Annotated in this window: 9 protein-coding genes; 3 read left to right on the plus strand and 6 right to left on the minus strand. The window is 40.9% G+C overall.

Going from position 1 to position 11,808, the window contains the following annotated elements:
- Positions 1 to 3: 3 nt before the first annotated feature.
- The 3 genes from MMU07_RS15040 to MMU07_RS15050 all read right to left on the minus strand — a co-directional run bounded on the left by MMU07_RS15040 (position 4) and on the right by MMU07_RS15050 (position 5,463).
- On the minus strand, positions 4 to 1,644 hold the full coding sequence (locus MMU07_RS15040; protein WP_241126698.1) for a hypothetical protein: 1,641 nt from the start codon (positions 1,642 to 1,644) through the stop codon (positions 4 to 6).
- A gap of 3 nt (positions 1,645 to 1,647) precedes the next feature.
- Complete coding sequence (locus MMU07_RS15045; RefSeq protein ID WP_241126699.1) at positions 1,648 to 2,850, minus strand: hypothetical protein; 1,203 nt, start codon at positions 2,848 to 2,850, stop codon at positions 1,648 to 1,650.
- 438 nt (positions 2,851 to 3,288) lie between these two features.
- Positions 3,289 to 5,463 (minus strand): acylase, encoded by a 2,175-nt coding sequence (locus tag MMU07_RS15050; RefSeq protein ID WP_241126700.1) that lies wholly within the window; start codon positions 5,461 to 5,463, stop codon positions 3,289 to 3,291.
- 286 nt (positions 5,464 to 5,749) lie between these two features.
- On the opposite strand from MMU07_RS15050, the gene MMU07_RS15055 reads away from it, so the two are divergent.
- The 3 genes from MMU07_RS15055 (at position 5,750) to MMU07_RS15065 (ending at position 7,922) form a co-directional block, all read left to right on the plus strand.
- Positions 5,750 to 6,766 (plus strand): sensor histidine kinase, encoded by a 1,017-nt coding sequence (locus MMU07_RS15055; RefSeq protein WP_241126701.1) that lies wholly within the window; start codon positions 5,750 to 5,752, stop codon positions 6,764 to 6,766.
- 10 nt (positions 6,767 to 6,776) lie between these two features.
- Positions 6,777 to 7,400: a response regulator gene (locus tag MMU07_RS15060; protein ID WP_241126702.1), complete on the plus strand. Its 624-nt coding sequence runs from the start codon at positions 6,777 to 6,779 to the stop codon at positions 7,398 to 7,400.
- Positions 7,401 to 7,493: 93 nt separating this feature from the next.
- Positions 7,494 to 7,922 carry a hypothetical protein gene (locus tag MMU07_RS15065; RefSeq protein ID WP_241126703.1) on the plus strand — a complete coding sequence of 143 codons (429 nt, stop codon included), beginning with the start codon at positions 7,494 to 7,496 and terminating at the stop codon, positions 7,920 to 7,922.
- Here MMU07_RS15065 and MMU07_RS15070 read toward each other — a convergent pair.
- The 3 genes from MMU07_RS15070 to MMU07_RS15080 all read right to left on the minus strand — a co-directional run bounded on the left by MMU07_RS15070 (position 7,909) and on the right by MMU07_RS15080 (position 11,563).
- Positions 7,909 to 8,766 carry an alpha/beta hydrolase gene (locus MMU07_RS15070; RefSeq protein WP_241126704.1) on the minus strand — a complete coding sequence of 286 codons (858 nt, stop codon included), beginning with the start codon at positions 8,764 to 8,766 and terminating at the stop codon, positions 7,909 to 7,911. The two genes, MMU07_RS15065 and MMU07_RS15070, sit on opposite strands and share 14 nt — an antisense overlap.
- A gap of 148 nt (positions 8,767 to 8,914) precedes the next feature.
- Positions 8,915 to 10,132 (minus strand): ATP-grasp domain-containing protein, encoded by a 1,218-nt coding sequence (locus MMU07_RS15075; protein WP_241126705.1) that lies wholly within the window; start codon positions 10,130 to 10,132, stop codon positions 8,915 to 8,917.
- Positions 10,133 to 10,135: 3 nt separating this feature from the next.
- On the minus strand, positions 10,136 to 11,563 hold the full coding sequence (locus MMU07_RS15080) for a leucyl aminopeptidase family protein (RefSeq protein ID WP_241126706.1): 1,428 nt from the start codon (positions 11,561 to 11,563) through the stop codon (positions 10,136 to 10,138).
- Positions 11,564 to 11,808: the final 245 nt, after the last annotated feature.

Raw genomic sequence — 11,808 nt, forward strand, 5'->3', positions numbered from 1 at the left:
TTTTCACTCCACTTCCACATCAAATGCCCCATTTACAATCCTTCCATCGATTTTTACCTGCACCCATATCCTGTAATTGCCCGGCTGGGGAAAGGCATAAGGGAAGCTGACCATGCTGTGTTCGATATGGTCGGGATCCGTTGGATCGAGGTGCACCATATTTCCCATCAGGAGACTGTCACGTTCCTTTTCAGGCATTTGGTTCAAAACCTTGATCACGCCGTCTATGCTGTCTTGAAAGCTTAGACCGGTAGGTAAGTTTTGGAAGCCTATATTTCCTGATTCAAATCTTTCGAGCAACATCTGCTGCGAACCCATGGAATAATTGCCTGTAGGGTGGAGGTGGATGTACACAGACCCGTCGTGTTTAAGGACTACGGCATGACCCATCATGCCGAGATAGGGTTCAAGCTTGGCCGCATTTCCCTCAGGATCAAAAAGTGCAAAATCAAGGTTGTAAAGGGTGCCGGCTTCAAAGTTTTCTCCATCAGTTTCCCAAACTGCCGAGTATCCTCCCGGTAAATCGGTTTTGATGCCGGGTTTGCCGCAGATCATAATATCTCCATCCAAGGAGGTCTTTTTTCCTGATACAGGATTGGAAAAGGTATAGGTATCGTCCCGTCCCAATACGACATCTGTATTGGAAACAAGCTGGAAATTTGAATTTTCAGGAATGGTAAAATCCGAAATGATGGTTTCTGAAAAACCTGTAAACCGGGTGATATCTGCATACACATGGTATTCACCTGCAGGGATTGAAGGTAGCTTTACCTTGAAATTCAAAGAATCCAACCGTTCAGGGTGAAGGTGCGCAAACACATCCAAATCTCCCTTTCTGATTAAAAACAAATGCATCAACTTGCCATGGTCCGGAACTATCAGACTTAGCTTTCTTGATGTTTTGCCTTGGTTGAGGGTAGCAGTGTCTACTGAGAGGTGAAGGTAATTTCCATCAGACTGTGGTTCCAACCGTGATTGTGCTTCTATAGGTTTAAACAAGAAATTGTTGTATTGCTCTGATTCAGCATCCCACCAGGTTTTTCCTCCCCAAAGTACCAAGAGCATGATGACTGACCCGATGGCAATTCCATATTTTCGTCTTTTTTCCACAACAGGGTTCCTTTCTTTTCCCGGATCCCGGATGCTGTCACTCATCGCTGAGGAGATGATCGTCACCATCAGGATGACCAAAAATATCCCCAAAATTGCCAGCGGAATACCCAACTCGGAGGTCATGGAATTTTTGGCCGTAGGCCAAGCCATGACCGGAACGATTGCTTCAAAAATATCTCCGTCGGTCTGCATGGTTACCTGAACACTCGAAGCTCCTGAATTCATAAACCACAATTCACCTTCATATTTCCCTGGTTCTCCGGGCACCGCCACCATGGGGTCGGCTTTGGGAGTTCCTTTCAGGCCCGCTGACCAATAAACAGGCCTAACCTCAAGGGTAATATTTTCAGGATTTTCGGGAAGGATGATCGTTACCCTTGCGATTCCCGGGACGACTTCAGCCGGGATGATATTGGCAAGAACCCTGTAAGGACCGAGAAGTCCCTCATAAATGACTCCGGGGCTTCCAATATGGCTGCTTGATAAATACCAAAGCAAAATGAGAATAGGCAATACCAGTTTTCTTTTCATAATCTATCTTTTCACCTGCTTCATCCAATTGCCCCAAGAAAGCCCCACTCTCGAAGTCAGGACTCCAATACCCACAGCGATTACGAGACCTTTGATCAGATCCCAACCATAGGTAGAGAAATTGGGGTTGAACTGATACCTGAATTCGTAGCTTGGATTGGCAAAATAAGGCCAGGAAAACCTCCCAAAGAACCAACCCCTGCCGATTTCAGAAATCAAAACTTCAGAAAAATACCATTGTACCGGGGTGAAACTGACAACGAAGATCAGGGAAAGCAGGACTGCCAAAAGCCACTTGTTGGAATTTCTCCATTTTTCGATGGCATAGTCAATGGCTATCGCCGGCACAATCAGGAGGATGGGAAAATGAAAAGGCTGGAACCTTGTGATGTAATTGAAGACCGGACTGAGCTTGGGTTCGGCAGGAAACAAAGGCATAATCCACACCATTGCTGCCATGACAAAGGTATAGATCAAAGCCATTTTGGTAGCAGCAAATCGATAAGGAGAGGCAAATGAAATGGAAATCAAAAATAAAGGAAATATCAAGGCAGCTACCTGATACGGCAAAACCCCATGCAGCATATTCAAAAAGAAATACTCAGACACCAAGGTATAGACCATCACCAACAAAAACCCTGCGGACAACGCGTACATCCATTGGAGGTGGGATTTGGTGCGGGTGTCCATTTTTTCTCCCAATTTATTCTGGGCAGCGATTACTGATATCATGGCACCAAATTGGATCATCATCATCCCGAGCCCCAACAAAGCATGAGGAGGAGAGAGGATTTTGACATCAAGACCATAGGTATTGTGCCACCAATCGTCAAAAGGAGCGGAGGTCAACATCGCAAATGCTCCCCATACGCAAAACATCGCTCCCAAGGATCCATGGAAAATCCCCCAAAATCTGATGCTTTGGGACTTTTCTTCTTTGGAACCCCAAAAGCTGGTTTTCAACACTTTGATCCCAGAAAACACCCCAGCGATCACTGCACCCAAATAAATCAGGATATGGGGCGGAGAAAACAAGCCATCCCGGCCCACACTCATGTGCCATGAAATGTCCCATTGCAATCCCACCGCGATGCACAGGGAAGCAAAAACGGTCGCATAGACATAAGTCGGAATCACTCGGGTAACCGTGGCGGTGTCAAATGCCGTCGACTCCGTCAAGGTAGTGGAGGTGAAGTTTTGGTTCATAAAAGTCTGATTTGGTTCTAATATAAAAGAATTTGTTTCTAGATAGAAATAATTTTAAGTTAAATTTTTAAGGAAAAACATTCAAAATCTTACAAGTAAAGATATTGGTTTTCAGGGCTTTGATGGGAGTAAACGAATTTAACGAATTAAAATCGAATCCTGAAAACTTTGATCTGTAACCAGTTGCCATCCTGGAGTCATTCTCTCTGTCTTTACTACTGCGCTAGGAGAGTTTCTAAATACATATTGCGTCGCTAGGCGTTTCAATTTGAAATTACGTCTTCCTATCATTTTGAATTTGTGATTCAATTCCCCAAAGCTATATGAAGAATGAAAGATGCCATTTCTTTTGACTGCTGAAAGGAACACACCGGCCCTCAACTAAAAGTCAAACTAACCCAAGTTGGGTCAATGCCCACTGCGATTGCCTACTGAAAACTACTCCCTCACCCCCGGCTTATAAATCCTCCTCGCATTTTTCAGCACATCTTCCCGATAGAAGCTTACGTCTTTGAATTCCCCTTTGCTGTATCTTTCTGCCTGGTCTACAAAGTGAGGGGAGAAGGGATTGCCGCTCTGACCGCCGGCAAGGAGGCTTTTTGCTTTGACTTTGTCTCCAAATTCCACTACTGCCACAAAGCTGTTGCCGACATTTCCGTACCATTTCTTTGTATTGGGATATGCCCTGCTGCCATAGGCGGCCAAGGAACCCCAAAGTGAAGAATTATAGCCGATAGGTAAGCTTGGAAGATGGTCATCATACCTTCCCTGGATGTCATTGGTAACCCGCTGAAACCTGTTGATCTCTCCCCAAGGCGTATTCCATGTTCCAAAATCTTCCAATAATTTATCCACGGCTTTTTCAAAAGCAGCGATCTTCATATTGTCTGACGTTTCTTTTGCAAGAAAGTCAAAGACATAAGCATCCCAAGGCCTGTCCATTTCTCTTGCTTCCATCAGGAGTTGGTTTCCCCAAAATACCGCCAAGGACGTTCCTACGGAACTCACTCCGGTATTTCTATCCCAATTGGAAAGTACTTCCATAGGCTTTTTTAGCTTACCCTTTCGTGGATCTGTTTCCAGGAGATTCCTATAAGCCTGCTCCAATGAAGGGATCAAAGGTTCAAATGCCATCAACTTAGGGTCATAGGCAGTGGCAATCAATGATTCCAAAGTAAAATCTTTTTTACCAGTCAATACCCGAACTGCATTCAGTCCCCGTGCATTTTCTACATCCCAAGCCATGTAAGCAGGATAATTTTCCCGTTTTGGAGAAAAGGGTCCGGCGGCTGTAAAAGGATCTGAATTACAGTTTTGGATCCATCCGTTTTCAGGATTTTCGATCAAAAGCATTTCATCGACTTCATGAAGCCCTTTCCAATCTGTGGCAGGATTGCTGCCGTCGACGGTATTTCTCCAATCAAATTTTGGGTCTCTTTTTGGGATAAAATTACCGTGGTAGTAGACGATATTTCCATCCTTGTCGGCATAGACGGTGTTGTTGGAGGAGTTGGTTTTGAGTGCCATAGTGGCTTTGAACTCCTGGTGGTTTTTGGTTTTTGTTCTTGAAAATGATTGAATGAGGGCCTTTTGCCTTTCTACCATCAGGGCGATGGCGATCCATTTTCCGTTTTCTTCCTGGATTACCGGACCATGATGGCTGTAATAGGCTGTTATCGTATGCTCTTTGACCTGATCTCCCTCTTTGTATTTGAGTTTGATATCTTTCTCGGTAAGTGGCAGCCATTTTTTTCCAAACTGGTAATGGTATTTTCCTTTCCTGTTTTCTATAGTCAGTGCATAATGGTCGATCGCATCGGCTTTGCTGGAAGTATGCATCCAACCGTTGTATTCATTGAATCCTTGGTAGATAAAAAACTGTCCCCAAGTCACTGCGCCGTAGGCATTGAGTCCTTCTTCGCTGACCATGTGTACTTCAGGACGGAAATAAAAAGAAGTGTGTGGATTGATTAAAAACAGCGCATTTCCGCTTGTCGAAAGTTGGGGTGCGATGGCAAAGCCATTGCTGCCTCTTGGTTCAGTATCCCAATCCCTTTCCTCCAACACAAGATCGGAAAGCATTTCTTTCCCATAAAAAGCCTTGAGCCCGTTGGTGGAAATGGTTTCAATATCTCCGCCAATGCTTCCTTCGCTGAAAGTCAAAGCCATCCAAGGTTCGAATTTGGTGAGTAACTTGGGTTTGACCTCAGGATGGGTATGCAGGTAATAATTGATCCCGTCGGCCCAGGCGCTCATCAATTCTTTGAGCCATTCGGGGGAATTCAGGTACTCGCTTTTGATTACTTCTTCGTCGATATACAGCTTCATTCTCAAATCAGAGTAAAGCAGGTTGATTCCTTCCACCTCGGCCATTCTTCCCATGGCATTGATAAAGTTGACTTCGACCCGGTTGAAATCGTCCTCGCATTGTGCATAGACCATCCCAAAAACAGCATCGGCATCTGTTTTGCCATAGACATGCGGAATGCCCCATTGGTCTCTGATGATTTCAGTATTTTGTGACCTAAGCTGCCATTTTGAGATTTCACTTTGAGCGAATGAATAAAAATTCAACCCAAGAAGGGAGATGAACAGAAATACTCTTTTTAGCATGGTGGGTTTGATTTTTCAGGAAAGCGAAAATAGCCATTTGATGGTTTAAATAAATAGTAAATTATCTAAATGACAAAAACCTATTTTCGAAATAGTTAATCTGAGGGTGTTATTTGGTGTTTTTGGAAAAAAAATCAGGTACTATTGAAGTGTAATCAAATAGCCTAGGTTAATATTTGACTTTTTTTAAACAAAATAGTTGTTAAATTAAGCTTGGAGAGCGTAAAGTGTCAATACCAAAAAGTCTTTCTGAAAAAAAATCTATAAGAAACTAACCAAAAGAAATATGTCAATAAAAGAAAAGGAAGGTTTCGAGGTGATCAGTTTGCTGGATAATTTATCAGCCGGAATTTTGTTATTAGATGATCAGGGGAAAATCATTTATATCAATAAAATGGCTGCTTTTATCCTTAAAATCGATGAGGAAAGTGCAAGTGGTCAGGATTTTGAAAAGTTAAACAAGGATGAGTTGGTCTCAGAATTGGTTAATAAATTTAAAATTGATCGTTTGCCTAAAGGCGCCGAAATGCAGTGGGGAATCGGTCAAAATCAATCTTGGGTTGAAATTAAGATTAATGCTGAGAAAGATGCTGTAATTATATATTTTAAAAATATTACCGAAAGAAAGGAAATTGAGGAAAAATTCAGATCGGCTTATGAATCTATCCGGAACCTAAATTTCCATTCCCAAAAAATAAGGGAAGATGAAAGGACTGTCCTTTCCCGAGAGATCCATGACCAATTGGGACAGCGACTTACAGGGATGAAGATGGAAGTTGATTATATTTTGAAAAAAAGCTCTAATCTGGATGATATTACCAAAGAAAAACTTCAGGGTGTTCTCAAACAGATAGAAAGGACGGTAAGTACGATTAGAAATATTTCCAGAAATTTACGTCCCGGAATTTTGGATGATTTCGGACTTTTGGCGGCTTTGGAATGGCAAGCTGATGAATTTACCAAATCTGTTAATATTCCTGTTTTCTTTAAATATAATGGAGAAGAAAAACCTTTAGAAAATCAAAAAGCCACAGCCATTTTCAGAATTTTTCAAGAGTGTATGACCAATATCATGAGGCATTCTCATTGTACCCATGTCAATGTGGAGGTGGTATTTGGGCCTAAAGCATTAAAACTTACTGTCAGAGATGACGGTTTGGGTTTTGATCCGATGACCTTAAAAAACACCAAATCACTCGGAATATTGGGTATGAAAGAGAGGGCTGAGAGTTTTGCAGGAGAGTTTACCCTAAATACAGCCCCGGGTGAGGGAACAAAATCAATTCTTTATATGCCTTATTAAACAATAAAATATGAAAGCTTTAATTGCGGATGATCATCCTATAGTAAGGAAAGGAATAGTACAATTGTTGAAGGATGCTTTTCCAAAGATGATATCTGAAGAGGTCAATTCAGGAATAGAAGCAGTCAAAAAGATCAATCAAGAAAAATGGGATCTTATTGTCTTAGATATTTCAATGCCTGGAAGAAATGGGATTGATGTTTTAAAATATGCGCGCAACGCCGGAATTAAGACTCCGATTTTAATTCTGAGTATGCAAGCCGAGGAGCATTACGCGCTGAGAACATTGAAGGCAGGTGCTTCCGGGTATGTAAGTAAAGAAAGTGCGGGAGATGAATTGGTAGAGGCTGTAGAAAGGGTAATGAAAGGCAAAAAGTATATCAGTCCAAAAGTAACAGAAATTCTTGCGGAGAGCTTAGGAGAAGAACCCGAAATCATCCATGAAAAATTATCCGATCGGGAGATGGAGGTCATGATGCTGATCGCAGCAGGAAAATCTGTTTCTGACATTGCTAATGAATTAAACTTAAGTGTTAGTACAGTAAGTACTTACCGACAGAGGATTTTGGATAAACTCCATCTTCATAATAATGCTGAAATATTGAGGTATGTTTTTGAAAATGGCTTGGCATAATTTGTAGTACAAACAACTACAAAAGAATCGCTTTTTTGACTATTATCCTGTTTTGGGGATTGATGTAGTTTTGAGTTATTAAAAATAGCTCATATGTTACACTCCAATGAATCTCGCATTAAAGCCATTGTTTATGATTTTGCACCAAGCAATACGGTCAAAATTTTGGATATGATTGATAATTTGCCTTTTGTAGAAAACCTTGGGACAGTCTATTCACAAGATTCTATCGAAGAAAAAATAATTGAATATAAAGCCAACCTAGTTTTTGTCAATATCTGTTACAAAATGCGTTCGGGAAAATTTTCTCCCGACCAAGTTATTGAAAGGATAAAAGCATTAAATCCAAATGCCACCATCATCCTTTGTAAATCTCATATTGGACCGCTTTTAAGACAGCTTTACCTCAATCAAGGTTTTGATTTTGTGGTTGACAAAGTGAATGATTTTGATCAAATTCCTTCTTTATTGGGCAATATTTTGAAAGAAAGAAAATCCCATGAAGGTGCTATGGTTGCCTAACCAACACCTTGTTGATGAAAAGCATGTGAAAAGGTAAGGCCTCCGTCCAATATTGCCAGGTATGGGCACCGGGTCTCTCAGTGTATTCATGAGGAGTTTGGTTTTGAAGGAGTAATTGATGGATTTGTCTGTTGGTTTCGAGCAAAAAGTCATTTATCCCACAATCTATAATCAGAGAAATCCCATTATCCTTCATTTTGTCTACCAAACCTACTACTGTGTACTCAGTAAATGGTGAATCATAGGTGATATCCCCCAACATTGCTTTTTGCCCGTCCTGTCTAAGTTTTCTAAAATCCTCGTCAACTTTCCACATCCTGGTGTCAATATTCATTACCCCACTCATGCTTCCTGCTGCAATAAATAATTCTGGATGCTTTGCACTGAGCATCAATGAACCATGACCACCCATTGACAGACCTGTGATTGCCCTGGATTGACGGTCATTAATGGTCCTGTAGTTTTTGTCTATAAATGGGATCAATTCTTGGGTGAAATAGGTTTCATATTTAACCGAATCCAATCGTGGACTATCATAATAATAGGATGAAGGCCCCACTCCAGGGGTGACAATAATCACATTATGCTGGTTAGCAAGATTGGTCAAAAGATTGGGATCAGTTGTTTTTTTGTGCCAATCAGAAAAACTTCCCGATCCTCCATGAAGCAGATATATAGTCGGATAGGATTTATTATTGTGGTTATATTCTTCTGGTTTGACGACGGCAGCTTTCAGAGATTTGTTCATTGCCGTGCTAAATACCTCAACAGTGTCTACTTGCGAAAAAATAGGAGGCTGGACAAGCAACAATATCCAAAAAGCCAAATAAACTCTTCTGATCATGATTTTGATAGGTTTTTTGAAAAGTACTTTAGATAAAAATCAAATCAAAAATATTTTATATAAAGAGTAAAACAATTAATGGAGAGAGGTTTTAAAAACCCGGAGCGTCGGAAAGGACCTTGACATTATTGACGCTCCGATTTTATCATCAATGAAATTTTTTGATTTTTTCTTGTTCTGCTACAGAGGATACACTTTGACTCAATCTTTCAGTATAACCATCAAGTAACTCTCTGATTCGTAGATGCTTGTCAGATTTGAGTATTAGTCCAGCATGGTAGTCCAAAGGGACTCTGAAGCACACTTCAGGATCGTTGAACTCTGAAAGGTCAGGATCCTGAAACTTGGATAGGGTCAGTACAATCCCTGCATAGCCTTTTTTTACTTTTGGTAAGTTGTATTTTTTTCCTTTTACTACTGAGTCTTCGATTTTTGCCCATTCTGCCCAAAGGTTGATATCTGTTGCGCCTTCGACCATTTCTGCAAGGTGGGCACCGCCAACCCTAGATGAGGTTTCCAAGAAGTAAACCTGACCATCTTCCTTTCCCTTGATGAATTCAGTGTGGCTGGCTCCGTTTTTCATTCCAAACGCTTTCATCACTTCCTCATTTGCTTTCCGCATGGATTTGTCATCTTCAGAATTATAGGGAACATTGGCACTCCTGAATATTCCACCACCCTGGGAGATTTCCATTGGTGTCGCTAGGTATTTGGAAACTGTGCAGAAAATGTTTTTTCCGTCCAGATTGAGCCCGTCAGCATGATAGACATCCCCGGGTTTAAATTGTTCTACGAGATATCTTAGACGGTTGTCGCCCATATCATGGATATTTTGCCAAAGACTTTCTTTGTCGTAGACTTTGATGATACCATGTGCTGAAGCTTCAGACCTTGGTTTCAATACCCATGGAGGAGGCACATTGTCTGCAAAATGATTGATCTCTTGGTCATTGAAAAGTGCCGAAAAAGCCGGTACCAAAACTCCCGCCTCCTGTGCCCTCATCCTCATGGCGAGTTTGTCTCTAAAATACCTTCCTGTAGTTTGACCCATTCCTGGGATCCGTAGATTTTCCCTCAGAAAAGTAGCTTTCTCTACATCATAATCATCTAAAGCCACTATAGCATCTATTTTAACAGCTTTCATCAGACCACCGACGCCGACCAACAATGTTTCAAGATCCCAATCCAGGTCTTGCCCGGGCATGTAAAAAATCTCATCAATGTACTCTCTTGGCCAGTTGTTTTCTTTCAGTTTTTCTGAAGTGATCAAATACACCTTATTTCCTGCTTTTTTTAAAGCAGTCAAAAAGGCACTTCCTTTGAAATAATTAGAAATGCACAAAAATGTCTTGTAGGTATCCTCCATAGTCTAAAGATTTTCTATCAATTTAATTAATAAATGTACTCCATATGCAGTGGCGTGCTTTGTTTTTGCAAATTCGGAATCGCCAAATGCTGTTCCTGCAATGTCGATATGAGCCCAGGAGGTATGGTTTTCCGTAAAATATTCCAAAAATTTTGCTGCTGTGATTGCCCCTGCATAAGGTTTGCCATGATAGTTTTTGATATCGGCAATTTCAGAATCCATTTCAGTTTTGTACTCATCCCACATCGGCAGTGGCCATAACCTTTCTCCAATCTTTTCTCCATATTGTTGGAGATTTTTTGATAATTCTTCGTTTTTGGAAAATAACGCGGCGCACTCATAGCCAAATGTACCCACGGCACTTCCTGTCAATGTCGCAAAATCTATGACTGTATCAGGTTTGAAATTTTGGATCAGGTAGGAGAGTCCATCAGCTAGAATTAACCTTCCTTCAGCATCAGTATCAATGACTTCTATTGTTTTGCCACTATAACTTCCAATGACGTCTGAAGGCAAAAAAGAACGGCTGTCTATAGCATTTTCGACGCAAGGCACCACAGCTGTAATGTTCACTTCAAGCCCGAGGTCTGCTATAAGTTGCATAGCACCCAAGACTGTCGCGGCACCACCCATGTCGCATTTCATGTGAACCATGCCTTGGGTTTTGATATTAAGCCCTCCGGTATCGAAGGTGACACCTTTGCCTACTAAGCCAAAATGCTTTTTGGCTGATTTTGAGCGGTATTTCATGATAATGAATTGGGGTTCCCGTTGGCTCCCCTGTCCGACAGCCAAAAAGGCTTTTAGATTTTCCTTTTCTGCTTTCTTTTTGTCAAGGACTTTGACATCAAACCCAAACTTTTTTCCGGCATCAGAAGCCCAATCAGCAAGGTACTTAGGGGTGATTTTGTTGGGTGGTAAATCCACCAAATTAAAAGTTTCAATTTGTGCAGCCGCTATCTTCAAGCCTTTTTCAATGATTTTTTTTGATTCGTTTACAGCCGAGAATATGGATATATTGATCTTTGACCAGTTTTTAGCCTCATTTTCAGATTTTTTGTAATGACCAAGTCGGTAAGTTCCGAGAAATAATCCCGAAACCGCTGCTTCAAGGAAATCAGAATCCATCTTGTCATTTAGCCATACCAAAACCTTTTTCTCAAAAAGTACTTCCTGTCTGGCAGTCAGTCTTCGGAAAACCGTTTTGACATTCTTATAGTTTGGAGATTTCCCAAGTCCCACTAAAAGATAAATTCTTTCAGACCCATTGTCCTCTAGGATAAATTGACTGTCTTTTTTTCCTAAAAACAGATGCTTTGAAATAGTAAATGACTCAAAAGAGATGGAAGCATCATTTTCTTCTTGTTCAAAAAAAGGGATGATAACCAAGCCTTTGAAATTCACTGAAGATTTTATCGGGGTTATTTTCATTTGTAATTGGGAAGAACCAAAAGGAGTAAAACGGATAATTGATATGTTAAAACTTGATATTTCTGTTGTTTTGAACTATAGCAACAAGGTAAATTGATTTTTCTTTTTATAAAAATTTTAAAAATATTCTTTGAAATCGTAAGCTTTTAGGAAGTGCTATTTTTTTTATATGTGTATCCGCTTCACTGCACGTAAGGATGAAGAGCTGCAATAACCATCCGTTCAAACAGCTTTTCACCAAAATA

Origin of the sequence: Cognataquiflexum nitidum (assembly GCF_022538055.1) — a bacterium.
Lineage (GTDB): Bacteria > Bacteroidota > Bacteroidia > Cytophagales > Cyclobacteriaceae > Cognataquiflexum > Cognataquiflexum nitidum.

Excerpts from the sequence above, each read along its gene's own strand:
- MMU07_RS15055 (WP_241126701.1), top strand. The coding sequence starts at position 5,750 with ATGTCAATAAAAGAAAAGGAAGGTTTCGAGGTGATCAGTTTGCTGGAT.
- MMU07_RS15075 (WP_241126705.1), bottom strand. The coding sequence starts at position 10,132 with ATGGAGGATACCTACAAGACATTTTTGTGCATTTCTAATTATTTCAAA.
- MMU07_RS15070 (WP_241126704.1), bottom strand. The coding sequence starts at position 8,766 with ATGATCAGAAGAGTTTATTTGGCTTTTTGGATATTGTTGCTTGTCCAG.
- MMU07_RS15045 (WP_241126699.1), bottom strand. The coding sequence starts at position 2,850 with ATGAACCAAAACTTCACCTCCACTACCTTGACGGAGTCGACGGCATTT.
- MMU07_RS15040 (WP_241126698.1), bottom strand. The coding sequence starts at position 1,644 with ATGAAAAGAAAACTGGTATTGCCTATTCTCATTTTGCTTTGGTATTTA.
- MMU07_RS15065 (WP_241126703.1), top strand. The coding sequence starts at position 7,494 with ATGTTACACTCCAATGAATCTCGCATTAAAGCCATTGTTTATGATTTT.
- MMU07_RS15060 (WP_241126702.1), top strand. The coding sequence starts at position 6,777 with ATGAAAGCTTTAATTGCGGATGATCATCCTATAGTAAGGAAAGGAATA.
- MMU07_RS15080 (WP_241126706.1), bottom strand. The coding sequence starts at position 11,563 with ATGAAAATAACCCCGATAAAATCTTCAGTGAATTTCAAAGGCTTGGTT.
- MMU07_RS15050 (WP_241126700.1), bottom strand. The coding sequence starts at position 5,463 with ATGCTAAAAAGAGTATTTCTGTTCATCTCCCTTCTTGGGTTGAATTTT.